The 14,597-nt window shown below is 62.5% G+C and carries 13 protein-coding genes; all 13 read right to left on the bottom strand.

Features of this window, described 5'->3' with window-relative positions; all coding sequences use genetic code 11:
• Window positions 1-8: 8 nt before the first annotated feature.
• The 13 genes from PverR02_RS05125 to mraZ are packed head-to-tail and all read right to left on the bottom strand — an operon-like array spanning window position 9 to window position 14,272.
• Window positions 9-878 carry a cell division protein FtsQ/DivIB gene (locus PverR02_RS05125; RefSeq protein WP_026139894.1) on the bottom strand — a complete coding sequence of 290 codons (870 nt, stop codon included), beginning with the start codon at window positions 876-878 and terminating at the stop codon, window positions 9-11.
• Between the two features lie 3 nt (window positions 879-881).
• Window positions 882-1,850, bottom strand: a complete 969-nt coding sequence (locus PverR02_RS05120) for a D-alanine--D-alanine ligase (RefSeq protein ID WP_017845925.1) — start codon at window positions 1,848-1,850, stop codon at window positions 882-884.
• Entirely contained in the window at window positions 1,847-3,307 is a 1,461-nt protein-coding gene (murC, locus tag PverR02_RS05115) for a UDP-N-acetylmuramate--L-alanine ligase (RefSeq protein ID WP_046384651.1), read from the bottom strand. The genes PverR02_RS05120 and murC overlap by 4 nt, the downstream gene beginning before the upstream one ends.
• Window positions 3,300-4,370: an undecaprenyldiphospho-muramoylpentapeptide beta-N-acetylglucosaminyltransferase gene (gene murG / locus PverR02_RS05110; protein ID WP_046384652.1), complete on the bottom strand. Its 1,071-nt coding sequence runs from the start codon at window positions 4,368-4,370 to the stop codon at window positions 3,300-3,302. Before murG ends, murC begins: the two co-directional genes overlap by 8 nt.
• Window positions 4,360-5,583: a putative lipid II flippase FtsW gene (gene ftsW, locus PverR02_RS05105; protein ID WP_017845928.1), complete on the bottom strand. Its 1,224-nt coding sequence runs from the start codon at window positions 5,581-5,583 to the stop codon at window positions 4,360-4,362. The genes murG and ftsW overlap by 11 nt, the downstream gene beginning before the upstream one ends.
• On the bottom strand, window positions 5,580-6,926 hold the full coding sequence (gene murD, locus PverR02_RS05100; protein ID WP_079442878.1) for a UDP-N-acetylmuramoyl-L-alanine--D-glutamate ligase: 1,347 nt from the start codon (window positions 6,924-6,926) through the stop codon (window positions 5,580-5,582). The genes ftsW and murD overlap by 4 nt, the downstream gene beginning before the upstream one ends.
• Before the next feature lie 6 nt (window positions 6,927-6,932).
• Window positions 6,933-8,015, bottom strand: coding sequence for a phospho-N-acetylmuramoyl-pentapeptide-transferase (mraY, locus tag PverR02_RS05095; protein ID WP_046384653.1), 1,083 nt, complete (start codon window positions 8,013-8,015; stop codon window positions 6,933-6,935).
• Window positions 8,015-9,385: a UDP-N-acetylmuramoyl-tripeptide--D-alanyl-D-alanine ligase gene (locus PverR02_RS05090; protein ID WP_079442877.1), complete on the bottom strand. Its 1,371-nt coding sequence runs from the start codon at window positions 9,383-9,385 to the stop codon at window positions 8,015-8,017. The genes mraY and PverR02_RS05090 overlap by 1 nt, the downstream gene beginning before the upstream one ends.
• Complete coding sequence (locus tag PverR02_RS05085) at window positions 9,378-10,841, bottom strand: UDP-N-acetylmuramoyl-L-alanyl-D-glutamate--2,6-diaminopimelate ligase (RefSeq protein WP_017845932.1); 1,464 nt, start codon at window positions 10,839-10,841, stop codon at window positions 9,378-9,380. Before PverR02_RS05085 ends, PverR02_RS05090 begins: the two co-directional genes overlap by 8 nt.
• The gene (locus PverR02_RS05080; protein ID WP_164673122.1) at window positions 10,841-12,583 is read right to left on the bottom strand and encodes a peptidoglycan D,D-transpeptidase FtsI family protein; all 1,743 of its coding nucleotides are present in this window, start codon (window positions 12,581-12,583) and stop codon (window positions 10,841-10,843) included. The genes PverR02_RS05085 and PverR02_RS05080 overlap by 1 nt, the downstream gene beginning before the upstream one ends.
• Window positions 12,583-12,876 carry a cell division protein FtsL gene (ftsL, locus tag PverR02_RS05075; RefSeq protein WP_017845934.1) on the bottom strand — a complete coding sequence of 98 codons (294 nt, stop codon included), beginning with the start codon at window positions 12,874-12,876 and terminating at the stop codon, window positions 12,583-12,585. Before ftsL ends, PverR02_RS05080 begins: the two co-directional genes overlap by 1 nt.
• Complete coding sequence (gene rsmH / locus PverR02_RS05070; protein WP_012722289.1) at window positions 12,873-13,820, bottom strand: 16S rRNA (cytosine(1402)-N(4))-methyltransferase RsmH; 948 nt, start codon at window positions 13,818-13,820, stop codon at window positions 12,873-12,875. Before rsmH ends, ftsL begins: the two co-directional genes overlap by 4 nt.
• A complete protein-coding gene (mraZ, locus tag PverR02_RS05065) occupies window positions 13,817-14,272 on the bottom strand; it encodes a division/cell wall cluster transcriptional repressor MraZ (protein ID WP_003171868.1) in 456 nt (151 codons plus the stop codon). Before mraZ ends, rsmH begins: the two co-directional genes overlap by 4 nt.
• Between the last annotated feature and the right edge of the window lie 325 nt (window positions 14,273-14,597).

The following is a 14,597-nucleotide window of genomic DNA, read 5'->3' as shown; positions in this document are numbered from 1 at the left end:
GCCTCTTCTTAATTCTTCGCGACAGCGGGTTGCGCTGCCGTGGGCGCAGCCGGTTCACGCCAGCCGACGGCAAGGCCGTTGGCGTAACGCAGGTCGACGCTCGCAATGTTCGTAATCTGTTCTTTCAAGGTCTTTTCATAGATGGCAATAAAGCGGCGCATCTTTTCCACCAAGCGGTCGCGTCCCAGCAACAACTCGATGCCCGGGCCGGAACTGCCTGCCCCGGTCGTCAAAAACCAGCTGCCCCGTTCACGCAATTCCAGGCGTGCAATGGAGAAGCCCAGCGGCCGCAGCATCTGGCTCAAGGCCTGGTACTGCTGCATCACTTGCTGCTGCGCCCGCTGCGGCCCGAACAGCTGCGGCAGGTGCTCGTAATTGGCCAGCTCACGCGGGGTGAACGCCTGGCCCTGGTTGTTCAACAGCGCCTCATCGCCCCAACGGGCCACGGGCAGTTGTTCTTCCAGGCGGATCGTCACCTGGTCCGGCCATACACGGCGGACTTCGGCGTGGGCGATCCACGGCATCTGCTCCAGCTCCCGGCGCATGCCGGCCAGGTCGATGGTGAAGAAGCTCGCCGCCAGGAACGGGCCGATGCGCTGCTGCACCGCTTGCTGGCTGATGTAGCTCAAGTCGCCCTGCACGCTGATCTTGGTGATCGGCCGGTCGGCATAAGGCAATAGACGCTGCGCGCCTTCGTAAGTGCCGAAGCCCAACACCACCAGCAACACCGGCCAGAACAGCGCCTTGAGGAAACCAAAGTTGGCTTTCGGCAGGCGCGCCGACATCGGCTCTTTAGCCACCATTCGGCTGGCACCCCGTGGCACCGGCTTGCGGCCGGGTGCGGGTGGGGGCTGATGACGAAGCGATGCGCCTTTCATGTCTTAGCCTCGCTGCCTTTCTTCACCGGCAACGCTGGCCGCCAGGATCGCCAGCACCAACTGCTGGAAATCCAGGCCGGCTGCGCGCGCGGCCATAGGGACCAGGCTGTGGTCGGTCATGCCCGGTGCGGTGTTGACTTCCAGGAACCAGAAATTCCCTTGGTCGTCCTGCATCACGTCTGCCCGCGCCCAACCGGCGATACCCAGCGCCTCACAGGCTTTCGCCGTGAGGTCCATCAATTCCTGTTCTTTGCTTGCGTCAAGGCCGCAGGGGATCCGGTACTGGGTATCGGAAGCCAGGTACTTGGCGTCGTAATCGTAAAAGGTGTGGGGCGTGCCCAAGGCGATGGGCGGCAATACCTGGCCACGCAGGGTGGCGATGGTGTACTCGGGACCTTGGATCCACTGTTCCACCAACACTTGCGAATCGTAGGTACTTGCCGCTTTCCATGCGTCGATCAATTCGGCGGCCGAGTTCACTTTAGCCATGCCGATACTGGAGCCTTCATGGGCTGGTTTGACGATCAAAGGCAGGCCCAGTTCCTTGGCTGCAGAAATACAATCGTCTTCGCTGCACAGCACACTGTGACGCGGGGTAGGAATTCCCAGGCTGTGCCACACCTGCTTGGTGCGCAACTTGTCCATGGCCAGCGCCGAGGCGAGGATGCCGCTGCCGGTGTAAGGAATCCCGGCACACTCCAGCAGGCCTTGCATGCTGCCGTCTTCACCACCACGGCCGTGCAGGATGATGAAGGCGCGGTCGATCTTCTCGGCCTGCAGGCGTGCGAGGAAGTCGTCACCCACGTCGATCCCGAACGCATTCACGCCCGCGCTTTGCAGCGCTTCGAGCACGGCGTTGCCGGACTTGAGCGACACTTCACGCTCAGCGCTCTTACCGCCGAACAGCACGGCCACGCGGCCGAAGTCGGCAGGGGCGATGGTGGAGAACAGGGAGGCGTAGTTCGTGGTCATTTCGACTTCCCCTGTTCAGCAGCAAGTGCTTTGTTTACGAACAAGGGGCTCGCCAGCAATTTAGGCGCAAGGCCGCCGATATCACCGGCACCCTGGCACAGCAGGATGTCGCCGGCGCGCAGCAGCGGCTTGACGATCGGCGCCAGGTCCACACCGCGCTCGATGTAGATCGGGTCCAACTGGCCGCGCTGACGGATGCTGTTGCACAGTTTGCGGCTGTCCGCCCCTGGGATCGGTTCTTCACCGGCCGGATAGACTTCCATCAGCAGCAGCACGTTGGCATCGGCCAGTACATTGACGAAATCGTCATACAGGTCGCGGGTGCGGCTGTAGCGGTGCGGCTGGTAGACCATCACCAGGCGACGCTCCGGCCAACCACCGCGCACGGCCTTGATCACGGCGGCGACTTCGGTCGGGTGGTGACCGTAGTCGTCCACCAGCATCACCTCGCCACCTTCCACCGGCAGTTGCCCGTAGACCTGGAAGCGCCGGCCCACGCCGGCAAAGCCCGACAGGCCCTCGACAATGGCTTCATCGCTGACGCCTTCATCGGAGGCAATGCAGATGGTCGCCAGGGAATTGAGCACGTTGTGGTTGCCCGGCATGTTCACCGACACGTCCAGCGGTTCGCGGTCCGGGCGCAGCACGGTGAAGAACGTCTGCATGCCTTGCTGGCGCACATTGATCGCACGCACGTCGGCGTCTTCGCTGAAGCCGTAGGTCACGGTCGGACGCTTGACCAGCGGCAGGATCTCGCGCACCACCGGGTCATCCAGGCACACCACTGCCAAACCGTAGAACGGCAGGTTATGCAGGAACTCGACGAAGGTTTTCTTCAACTTGTTGAAGTCGCCGTCGTAGGTCGCCATGTGGTCGGCGTCGATGTTGGTGACCACGGCCACCAGCGGTTGCAGGTGCAGGAAGCTGGCATCGCTTTCGTCGGCTTCGGCGATCAGGTAGCGGCTGGTGCCCAGTTGCGCATTGGTGCCGGCTGCATTCAGGCGGCCACCGATCACAAAGGTCGGGTCCAGGCCACCGGCCGCGAACACCGAGGCGATCAGGCTGGTGGTGGTGGTCTTGCCGTGGGTACCGGCGACGGCAATGCCGTGGCGGTAGCGCATCAGCTCGGCCAGCATCTCGGCGCGGGGCACCACGGGAATGCGGCGCTCAAGGGCGCTGGCAACTTCCGGGTTGGAGGTGTTCACGGCGCTGGACACCACCAGCACGTCGGCCTCGACGGCGTTCTCGGCGCGGTGGCCGATGAAGATTTTCGCGCCGAAGGACTTCAGGCGCTCGGTGACCGGCGACTCTTTCAAGTCGGAGCCGGACACCTGGTAGCCCAGGTTCAGCAATACTTCGGCAATGCCACACATGCCCACGCCGCCGATCCCGACGAAGTGGATACGACGGATGCGGCGCATTTCCGGTTGCGGCATGGCTTTCTGATTCTCAACCATGGGCCACCTCCAGGCAGATATCGACCACGGTGCGGGTTGCGTCAGGTTTGGCCAGGCGGCGTGCGGTGCTCGCCATGCTGTTGAGTCGTTCCGGTTGCATCAAAACCTCGGTCAGGCGTGCGGCCAAATCGGCGGCGCCAGTCGTTCTTTGCGGCAGTAGGAAGGCAGCGCCCTCCCCGGCCAAATATTCGGCGTTGCGGGTCTGGTGATCGTCGATCGCATGGGGCAAAGGCACCAGCAAGGACGGCAGACCGGCGGCGGCCAGTTCACTGACGGTCAGCGCACCAGCGCGACAGACCACCAGGTCGGCCCAGCCATAGGCTTGGGCCATGTCTTTGATGAAGGGCTGCACATCAGCCTCGACACCGGCCTCGCGATAACGCGTGGCGGTGACTTCATCGTGGTTCTTGCCGGCCTGGTGAAAGACCTGCGGGCGCACGTCCACAGGCAGTTGCGCCAGCGCTTGCGGCAGCAATTTATTCAGCGGCTCGGCGCCCAGGCTCCCGCCCAGGATCAGCAGGTGCGCCTTGCGCCCGGCCAAGGGCTGCCGGGCAATGTCCATAAACAGCTCGGTGCGTACCGGGTTGCCGGTGGTGCGACGTTTGTCCGAGGCGCCGAAGGTATTCGGGAACGCTTCGCACACCCGCGCCGCCAGCGGCACCAGCAAGCGGTTGGCGGTGCCGGCGACAGCGTTCTGCTCATGCACGATCACCGGCACGCCCGCGAGCCTGGCCGCGACGCCGCCGGGGCCGGTCACGTAACCGCCGAAACCGAGCACACACACCGGCTGCAATTCACGGATGACCTTGCGCGCCTGCCACACCGCCTTGAGCAACACGAACGGTGCCTTGAGCAGCGACAGCTTGCCCTTGCCGCGCAGGCCCGTGACGTTGATCAAATGCAGCGGCAAGCCGGCGCTCGGCACCAGTTCGTTTTCGATGCCGCGCGGCGTTCCCAGCCAATGCACGCTGTAGCCACGGCTCTGGAATTCGCGCGCACAGGCCAGGGCCGGGAACACATGGCCCCCGGTGCCGCCCGCCATGATCAGCACGTTAGCGCCCATGGGTCGGCTCCTCGGCGAAGTCACTTTCGCTGAACTCCATCTCTTCGCTGCCCAGGTGGGTTCGACTCTCCCACTCGATGCGCAGCAACAAGCCAAGACAGGCACAGCAGATCACCAACGAACTGCCGCCGTAACTGAGAAACGGCAAGGTCAGGCCCTTGGTCGGCAGCAGGCCGACGTTCACGCCGATATTGATCAGGAACTGGCCGATCCACAGGAACGACAAGCCATACGCCACATACGCAGCGAAATACTGTTTGGCCTTCTCGGCCCACAAGCCGATGTACATGCCGCGCACACACACGAACACGAACAATGCGACGGTACACAGCGAACCGACCACGCCCAGCTCTTCGGCGAGCACCGAGAACACGAAGTCGGTGTGCGCTTCCGGCAGGTAGAATTGTTTCTGCACGCTGTTGCCCAGGCCCACGCCCAGCCACTCGCCGCGACCGAAGGCGATCAGCGCCTGGGTCAACTGGTAGCCGGAGCCGAACTGGTCGGACCACGGGTCGGTGAAGGTGATCAGACGGGCCATCCGATAAGGTTGCGCCTGCACCAGCACGGTCACGGCGGCCACCGCCAGCACCACCATCAAGGTGAAGCGGAACAGCCCGACCCCACCGAGGAACAGCATCGCCGCAGCGGCACCCATCATCACGACGGTGGCCCCGAAGTCAGGTTCCATCAGCAACAGGCCGGCCATGGGCAGCAGCACGATGAACGGCTTGAAGAAACCCATCCAGCTTTCACGCACTTCTTTCTGACGCCGCACCAGGTAGCCGGCGAGGTAGATCACCACGAACACCTTGGCGATTTCCGACGGCTGCACGTTGAACGCACCGAAGCCGATCCAGCGCATCGAACCGTTCACCTCGCGGCCAATGCCGGGCAGGATCACCATGATCAGCAAGCCAAACGCACCGATCAGCATCAGCCAACCCAGACGCTGCCAGGTGGCGATGGGGATCATCATGGTGACGATGCACGCGCCGAGGCCGATCACCAGGTACACCAGGTGACGGATCATCATGTACAGGGTGTTGCCCGACTGCACGGCCGCCACTTCGGAGGACGCCGACGTGATCATCACCAGCCCCAGGCCGAGCAAAGCCAGGCAACCGGCGAGCATCGGGAAGTCGAGGTCGATGCCGCGCCCGGTAATGATCGGCGACGGGTACGGCTTGATGATGTTACGGAGGTTGAGATTCATGCCAAGGCCTCCACGGCGCGGGCGAACAGCTGGCCGCGCTCTTCGTAGTTCTTGAACATGTCGAAACTGGCGCACGCCGGCGACAGCAGCACCGCATCACCCGGCTGGGCCAGGGCTTTGCACTGGGCAATCGCGTCGTCGAGTGAGCTGGCGCGCACTTGCGGCACCGCATCACCAAGGGCGGCGGCGATCAAGTCGGCATCGCGGCCCATCAGCACCACGGCGCGGCAATGCTGGGCCACCGGCCCCTTGAGGTCCTTGAAGTCGGCGCCTTTGCCGTCGCCACCGGCGATCAGCAACAGCTTGCCGTCGATATCGGCACCCAGGCCTTCGATGGCGGCCAGGGCCGCACCGACGTTGGTGGCCTTGGAGTCGTTGTAATAGCTGACGCCATTCAGGTCGCGGACCCACTGGCAGCGATGCTCGAGGCCGCCGAAGGTGCGCAGGCTCGCGAGCATGGCATCGAACGGCAAGCCCACGGCATGCCCCAGCGCCAAGGCCGCGAGGGCGTTGGATTGGTTGTGGGCGCCACGGATTTTCAGCTCGCGCACCGGCATCAGGTTCTGGAATTCGAAGGCCAGGTATTTCTCGCCGTTCTCTTCACGGATACCGAAGGCCTTGAAGTCGGGTTTGCCCAGGCCGAAGGTCCAGCACGGCAGGCCCTCGCCCATCAGCGGACGGCTCAGGGCATCCTGGCGGTTGACCACCACTTGTTTGGCGCCGCGGAAGATCCGGTGCTTGGCCAGGTGATAGGCCGGCAGGCCGCTGTAGCGGTCCATGTGGTCTTCGCTGACGTTCAATACGGTGGCCACTTCAGCGCCCAGGTCGTGGGTGGTTTCCAGCTGGAAGCTCGACAGTTCCATCACGTACAGCTCGACGTCGTCGCTGAGCAGGTCCAGCGCCGGGGTGCCGAGGTTGCCGCCCACGGCCACGCGCTTGCCGGCCGCAGCCGCCATCTCGCCGACCAGGGTGGTCACGGTGCTTTTCGCGTTGGAACCGCTGATCGCGATGATCGGCGCCTTCGCGTTACGCGCGAACAGGTCGATATCGCCGGACAGCTTCACGCCACGCGCCGCCGCGGCTTGCAGGGCCGGTGTCGCCAGGGCCAGGCCGGGGCTCACGTAGAGCTCGTCGGCACGGCACAGAAACTCGACATCCAACTCGCCACAACGCACTTCCACGTGCGGGTAGTCACGGCGCAGCGTGACCAGCTCCGGTGGATTTTCCCGCGTATCGGCGACGGCAAACGACGTGCCCTGGTTCGCCAGGAAGCGAACCAGGGACATGCCGCTCTTGCCGAGGCCGACAACGATGCGGAAGTGGTCTGAAGCGATCAGGGACACTCGTTTCTACCTCAGTTTCAGGGTGGCAAGGCCGACCAGCACGAGAATCACGGTGATGATCCAGAATCGGACGATCACACGCGGCTCAGGCCAGCCCTTGAGTTCAAAGTGGTGGTGGATCGGCGCCATGCGGAACACGCGGCGCCCGGTCAATTTGAAAGAAGCCACCTGGATGACCACCGACAGGGTTTCCATCACGAACACACCGCCCATGATGAACAGCACGATTTCCTGGCGAACGATCACCGCGATGGTGCCCAGGGCCGCGCCCAGCGCCAGTGCGCCGACATCGCCCATGAACACTTGCGCGGGATAGGTGTTGAACCACAGGAAGCCCAGCCCGGCACCGATCAGCGCGCCGCAGAACACGATCAGTTCACCGGCGCCCGGCACATACGGGATCAGCAGGTATTCAGCGAATTTCACGTTACCCGACAGGTAGCAGAAGATGCCCAGTGCGCCGCCCACCATCACCGTCGGCATGATCGCCAGGCCGTCGAGGCCGTCGGTCAGGTTCACCGCGTTGCTGGAGCCGACGATGACGAAGTAGGTCAGCACCACGAAGCCGATGCCCAGCGGAATGCTCGCATCCTTGAGCATCGGGATGATCAAGGTGGTCTCGACCGCGCTTGGAGCCGTCATGTAGAGGAAGATCGCGGCGGCCAGGCCGAACACCGACTGCCAGAAATACTTCCAGCGGCTTGGCAGCCCCTTGGAGTTTTTCTCGATCACTTTGCGATAGTCATCGACCCAGCCGATGGCGCCGAACAACAAGGTCACCAGCAGCACCACCCAAACGTAGCGGTTGTACAGGTCGGCCCAGAGCAAGGTGCTGATGCCGATGGACGACAGAATCAGCGCGCCGCCCATGGTCGGGGTGCCGGATTTGGACAGGTGCGACTGCGGGCCGTCATTGCGAACCGATTGACCAATTTGCAGGTTCTGCAGGGTGCGGATCATCCACGGCCCCAGGAACAGCGACAGAGACAGCGCGGTCAGCACGCCCAGAATCCCGCGCAGGGTCAGGTACTGGAAGACCGCGAAGCCTTTGTGGAACTGTTGCAGATACTCAGCCAGCAGCAGCAGCATTAATGTTTCTCCGTACTTGAGCCACACAAGGCCACGACGACGTTTTCCATCACCGCGCTGCGCGATCCCTTGATCAAAATGGTTGTGTGTTTGTCTTGTTCGCCCACACGCAGCGCCTGGATCAACTCGGCCTGGGTGGCGAAATGCCGCGCACCGGGGCCGAAGGCATTGACGGCATGAGCCATGTTCGGGCCGACGGCGTAGAGCGCGTCGACTTTGCCGCTGGCGTAAGCGCCGACTTCCCGATGGGACTGTTCGGCCCAATCGCCCAGTTCGGCGATATCACCCAGCACCAGCACCTTGCGCCCATCGAAACCCTTGAGCAGGTCGATGGCGGCGCAGACCGAGGACTGGTTGGCGTTGTAAGTGTCATCAATCACGCGCATGCCATTGCTGGCCAATTGCGCGACGGTACGGCCCTTGACCGGTTGCACCGCGCCCAGGCCGGTGGCGATGCCGAACAGCGACACGCCCAGGGCGTAAGCCGCAGCCGCGGCCGCCAAGGCATTGGCGATGTTATGGTTGCCCAGCAGGTTCAACTGCACATGCTGCTCGCCTTGCGGCGAATGCAAGGTAAAGGACGGGCAACCACGGGCGTCGACCGCGATGTTCGACGCGTGGAAATCGGCCGCAGCATTCAGCACGGCGAACGTCAGCACCTTGCGACCGGCGGCGCGTACACGCCAGGTCTCGAAGGCCTTGTCGTCAAGATTCAACACAGCTATGCCCGAGGCATCGAGGCCTTCGAGGATTTCGCCCTTGGCTTCGACGATTTTTTCCGGGCCGCCGAACTCGCCGACGTGGGCGGTCCCGGCGTTGTTGATAATTGCCACGTGAGGCTTGGTCAGCGCCACGGTGTAGGCAATTTCGCCAATACGCGAAGCGCCCAACTCGATCACGGCCGCCGTGTGTTCCGGGGCCAGTTCGAGCAGGGTCAGCGGTGCGCCGAAATCGTTGTTCAGGTTGCCACGGGTGGCCAGCACCGGCCCGCGCGTGCGCAGGACACCGGCGAGCAGTTCCTTGACCGTGGTCTTGCCGCTGGAGCCGGTGATCGCGGCCACCGGCTTGGTGAACGCGGCACGGTTCAGCGCACCCAGTTGGCCCAAGGCCAGGCGCGTGTCGGCCACCAGCAATTGCGGCAGGGTGGAGTCCGTCACTTCGCGTTGCACTAGGGCACCGACTGCGCCTTTGGCGGCGACTTCATTCAGGTAGTCATGGCCGTCGAAACGCGGACCGGCCAGGGCAACAAACAGTTGGCCCGGCTTGATCGCACGGCTATCGATACTGACGCCATTGAAACTGCAATCACCCGACAGCATGCGCGCCGAGAGGGCCTGGGTCAGCTCGCTGAATTTCATCGCTTTAAGCATGGGCGACCTCCCAGGCGGTCAAGGCATGATCGGCCTCGACCAGATCGGAGAAAGCGTGGCGTTCGCCGTTGATTTCCTGGTAGTCCTCGTGACCTTTACCAGCCAGTACCACGACATCGTCGACGCTGGCGCTGGCGATCAATTGGGCAATGGCCGCGCCGCGACCGGCAATGAAACTGGCTTTGGATGGGTCTTTGAAGCCGACGCGGATGTCGTCGAAAATCTGGCTCGGGTCTTCGCTGCGCGGGTTGTCGTCGGTGACGAGCACGCCATCGGCCAGACGCTCGACAATCTCGGCCATCAATGGACGCTTGCCGCGATCGCGATCACCGCCACAGCCGAACAGGCACAGCAACTTGCCCTTGGCGTGTGGGCGCAGGGCCAGCAGGACTTTTTCCAGTGCGTCCGGGGTGTGGGCGTAATCGACCACCACCAGCGGCTGCGAACCGCCGCCCAGACGTTGCATGCGACCGGCCGGGCCTTCCAGCTTCGGCAGCACGCGCAGGATTTCATCGAGCGCGTAATCCAGACCGAGTAGCGCACCGATCGCCGCGAGGACGTTGCTCAGGTTGAAACGACCCAGCAAGGTGCTGCGCAAATGGTGCTCGCCCTGCGGCGTCACCAACGTGGCGCGCACGCCCTCGTCATTGAATTGGGCTTCGCGGCAATACAGATAGGCGCGGGAGTCTTCCAGGCTGTAGCTGATCAGGCGCGCTTCGCTGTCTTGGGCAGCCAGCTCGCGACCGAACGCGTCATCCAGGTTCACCACGCGGCACTTCAGGTCGTTCCAGGCAAACAGCTTGGCCTTCTCGGCGGCGTAGGCTTGCATGGTGCCGTGGTAGTCCAGGTGATCGCGGGACAGGTTGGTCATCACCGCCACATCGAAAGCCAGCGCAGCAACGCGGCCCTGGTGCAAACCGTGGGACGACACTTCCATGGCAACCGCCTTGGCACCGGCCTTTTTCAGGTCGGCCAGGGTCGCTTGCACGGCGATCGGGTTCGGCGTGGTGTGCAGGCCGCTTTGCAGCGCGCCATAGAAACCGGTGCCCAGGGTGCCGACGATGCCGCAGTGCTGGCCCAACAGGTCAAGCGCCTGGGCGACCAGTTGGGTCACGCTGGTCTTGCCGTTGGTGCCGGTCACGCCAATCAGGTTCAGGTGGCGGCTCGGATCGCCGTAGAAACGCCCGGCGATGTCCGACAGTTGCGCGGCCAGGCCCTTGACGGGAATCAACGGCACGTCGGTGATCGGCAGCACGGTGGCACCGTCCACTTCATACGCCACGGCGGCGGCGCCGCGTTGCAGGGCATCGGCGATGTGCGCGCGGCCATCGTATTTGCCGCCAGGCACCGCCAGAAACAGGTCCCCGGCGCGTACATTACGACTGTCCAGCGTCAGCTCGCGGATCAGCAGATCGCGACCGGCATGGGCAAAAATCTTGTTCAGGCTAAGAGACATCAGCCGCGCCCTCCATTGGCTTTTACCGCGGCGGCCGGTGGTCCGGCGTTCGCTTGTTGGGTCGGCGGCAGGTTGTCCGGCGTGATGTTCATCAGGCGCAGGGTGCCGGACATCACTTTGCTGAACACCGGCGCCGACACCAGGCCACCGAAGTAGCCCGCTTTACTCGGTTCATCGATCACGACGACGATGGCGTAGCGCGGGTCGCTCATCGGGCCGAAACCGGCGAACAGCGAGCGATAGGAGTTCTCGGCATAGCCTTTGGTGCCGACCGAGGTCTTACGCGCAGTACCCGACTTGCCGGCCACGTGATACGCCGGCACCTGGGCGCGGAATACGCCACGCGGTGCTTCGATCACTTGTTGCAGCATGCCTTGCATGGTCTTGGCGACGTTTTCCGGAATCACCTGGGTCGCTTTCGGCGCTTCGTCGACGTGGATCAGGCTCAAAGGAACCATCCGACCGTTATTGGCCAATACAGAGAAAGCATGGGCCAGCTGGATCGCGGTCACCGACAGGCCATAGCCGTAGGACAGCGTGGCGGTCTCGGCTTTTTTCCAGTCGCGGTAGTTCGGCAGGTTGCCCACGCGCTCACCCGGGAAGTCCAGGCCGGTGGGTTGGCCAAGGCCAATCTTTTGCGCCAGGTGGTAGATGGTTTCGCCGCCGATATCGAAGGCGACCTTACTCATGCCCACGTTACTGGAGTTGATCAGGATACCTGTCAGATCCAACACCGGGCCTTCGGTACGCGACACGTCACGAATGGTGTATTTGCCCAACTGCAGGGTGCCGGGGTAGACCTCGACCTTGTCGCTGGGCTTCCAGCGCCCGGTTTCCAGGGCGGCACTCATGGAGATGGCTTTCATGGTCGAACCCGGCTCGAACACGTCGATCATCGCGCGGTTGCGCATCATCGCCGGTTGCAGGTTGCGACGGTTGTTCGGGTTGTAGGTCGGCTGGTTGACCATGGCGAGGATCTCGCCGGTCTTCACGTCCATGATCACCAGGCTGCCGGCCTTCGCGCCGTTCTCGATGATCGCGTTACGCAGCTCGCGGTTGGCCAGGTATTGCAGGCGCAGGTCAATCGACAACGCCAAGGGCTTGCCGGCCTTGGCGTTTTTGGTGACTTGGACGTCTTTGATCAGTCTGCCGCGCCGATCCTTGATGACCTGTCGCTTGCCGGGCACGCCGGCCAGCCATTCATCGTAGGCCAGCTCAACCCCTTCGCGACCATGGTCGTCGATGTCGGTAAAGCCAACCATGTGCGCGGTGGTTTCACCGGCCGGGTAGAAACGGCGGAATTCCTCGATGCCATAGACACCGGGGACCTTGAGGTCGAGCACTTGCTGGCCCTGTTCGGGGGTGAGGCCGCGAACCAGGTAGATGAATTCTTTATTGGCCTGGGCTTCCAGGCGCTCGGCCAGGGCTTTCGGGTCCTGACCCAACGCGGCAGCCAGTTGTGGCCATTTGTCCTTGGCTACCTGCAATTCCTTGGCGTTGGCCCACAGCGTGGTCACCGGCGTACTGACGGCCAGGGGCTCGCCGTTACGGTCGGTGATCAGGCCGCGGTGTGCAGGAATCGGAATATGTCGCAGGCTACGGGCATCGCCCTGGCCGATCAGGAAGTCGCGGTCGACCACCTGCAGGTCGATGATCCGCCAGGCGATGGCGCCGACCATCAAGGCCAGCAAGCCGAGCATCAGGCGGAAGCGCCACGGGTAAAGTGCGCCTTCGAGTTTCATCATGGCGCCACCATTCGAACTTCGGCCGCGCCGGGGATGTGCATCTTCAACTGTTCGGTGGCCAGTATTTCGATGCGGCTATGGGCGGTCCAGGTGCTTTGCTCGAGGATCAACCGGCCCCACTCCGCCTGCGCTTTATCACGCACACTCAATTCGCCGTACAGGGTATTGAGCAGTTGGCGGTTGTAATGGGCGCTGTAGGACACCGCAATCGCGGACACCAGCACGCCGATAAACAGCAGCAACATAAAGAAGCTGCCGCCCGGGAGGGGCTTGGCGAAGAGCCTGCTCACCGCAACTTCTCCGCGACGCGCATGACGGCGCTACGGGAGCGTGGGTTGGCCTTGAGTTCAGCTTCGGAAGCGAACTGCGCCTTGCCATGGATTTTGATTTTCGGCACGAAGGCTTCGAAACGCACCGGCAGGTTGCGTGGCAGGTTGTCGGATTCACCCTTGACCAGGCGACGCATGAACAGTTTGACGATGCGGTCTTCCAGGGAGTGGAAGCTGATCACCACCAGGCGCCCGCCCACTTCCAAGGCTTCCAGCGCGGCTTCGAGGCCGGCTTCCAGATCGCCCAACTCATTGTTGACGTGAATGCGCAGGCCCTGGAACGCACGGGTCGCCGGGTTCTTGCCCTTTTCCCAGGCAGGGTTGGCGACTTTCAGCACTTCCGCCAGGTCGGCGGTGCGCTCGAACGGCTGGATTTCGCGGCGCTCGACCACGGCGCGCGCCATGCGACCGGCGAAGCGTTCTTCACCGTATTCCTTGAACACACGGGCGATTTCTTCCACCGGCGCGGTGGCGATGAACTGGGCGGCACTGACACCACGGGTGGGGTCCATACGCATATCCAGCGGGCCGTCGTTCATGAAACTGAAACCGCGCTCCGGGTCATCGAGCTGCGGCGAGGACACGCCCAGGTCGAGCAAAACCCCGGCCACCTTGCCTGCCATGCCGCGCTCGGCGACTTCGGCACCCAGCTCGGCAAAGCTGCGTTGTACAACGACAAAGCGGCCGTCTTCGGCCGCTAGCGCTTGCCCGGTGGCAATCGCCTGGGGGTCTTTGTCGAACCCGAGAAGTTTACCGTCGGACCCGAGCTGGCTGAGTATCAACCGGCTGTGCCCGCCCCTGCCGAAGGTGCCATCCAGATAGCAGCCATCCGCGCGTACGGCGAGAGCCTCAACGGCTTCGTCAAGCAGTACGGTGATGTGGTTAAAGCCGCTATCAATAGTCACAAGATCAAATCACGCAGTTCATCAGGCATGGCGCCCGGTTGTTGAATAGCAGCCAGGTCAGCTGCAGAAACAGCATCCCAGGCATCTTCGTCCCACAATTGGAACTTGTTCAGTTGGCCCACCAGCATTGCGCGCTTGTCGAGCTTGGCGTACTCGCGCAGACGCGGAGGCACCAGGAAACGACCACTGCCATCGAGTTCGAGGTCGACGGCATTACCGATCAGCAAACGCTGCAGACGGCGGTTTTCTTCACGCAATGAAGGCAAGGCACGCAGTTTGGTTTCAATCAACTCCCACTCATCGAGGGGGTAAACGCATAAACAAGGGTCAACGGCATCGATCGTGATGATTAACTGCCCGGAACTTCGCGAAATCAGCTCGTCACGATACCGGCTCGGCATAGCGAGACGGCCTTTTGCATCGAGACTGATAGCGTTAGCTCCGCGAAACACAGATGCGTTTCTCCAAATTTTAGCGCTTTACGTTAAAAAAACCCACTTTGTGCCACTTTCCGCCACTTGCGCACACTATAGGAATGCGTCCACCACACCGTCAAGGCGCGGATTCAAGGAAAAGCCTTACAGAACGGAGATTTAGGAGCGCAAGAGGAGGAGAAATCAGAGTTCAGCGGTATTTTTGGCTCAATAAGCACAAATAGCTCAAAGAGCTATGCTTCAAAGTTAAAGTAATTTATTAAGAGTAAGATTTTTTTGGTATTACCAAGATGCATCTGCCAATGATTTGGCAGGGAGGGATTCTTGCGTTACTACCGGGTTT

The organism is Pseudomonas veronii, from assembly GCF_002028325.1.
In the GTDB taxonomy this organism is placed as follows: domain Bacteria; phylum Pseudomonadota; class Gammaproteobacteria; order Pseudomonadales; family Pseudomonadaceae; genus Aquipseudomonas; species Aquipseudomonas veronii.
Note: the sequence above shows the minus strand (reverse complement) of the source record. Positions and strands in the feature narration are given on the sequence as shown.

Bases quoted from the DNA above. Each gene is read 5' to 3' on its own strand.
- ftsW (WP_017845928.1), bottom strand. From the start codon at position 5,583: ATGAATCTCAACCTCCGTAACATCATCAAGCCGTACCCGTCGCCGATC.
- PverR02_RS05090 (WP_079442877.1), bottom strand. From the start codon at position 9,385: ATGCTTAAAGCGATGAAATTCAGCGAGCTGACCCAGGCCCTCTCGGCG.
- PverR02_RS05120 (WP_017845925.1), bottom strand. From the start codon at position 1,850: ATGACCACGAACTACGCCTCCCTGTTCTCCACCATCGCCCCTGCCGAC.
- PverR02_RS05125 (WP_026139894.1), bottom strand. From the start codon at position 878: ATGAAAGGCGCATCGCTTCGTCATCAGCCCCCACCCGCACCCGGCCGC.
- murC (WP_046384651.1), bottom strand. From the start codon at position 3,307: ATGGTTGAGAATCAGAAAGCCATGCCGCAACCGGAAATGCGCCGCATC.
- PverR02_RS05085 (WP_017845932.1), bottom strand. From the start codon at position 10,841: ATGTCTCTTAGCCTGAACAAGATTTTTGCCCATGCCGGTCGCGATCTG.
- PverR02_RS05080 (WP_164673122.1), bottom strand. From the start codon at position 12,583: ATGAAACTCGAAGGCGCACTTTACCCGTGGCGCTTCCGCCTGATGCTC.
- murG (WP_046384652.1), bottom strand. From the start codon at position 4,370: ATGGGCGCTAACGTGCTGATCATGGCGGGCGGCACCGGGGGCCATGTG.
- mraY (WP_046384653.1), bottom strand. From the start codon at position 8,015: ATGCTGCTGCTGCTGGCTGAGTATCTGCAACAGTTCCACAAAGGCTTC.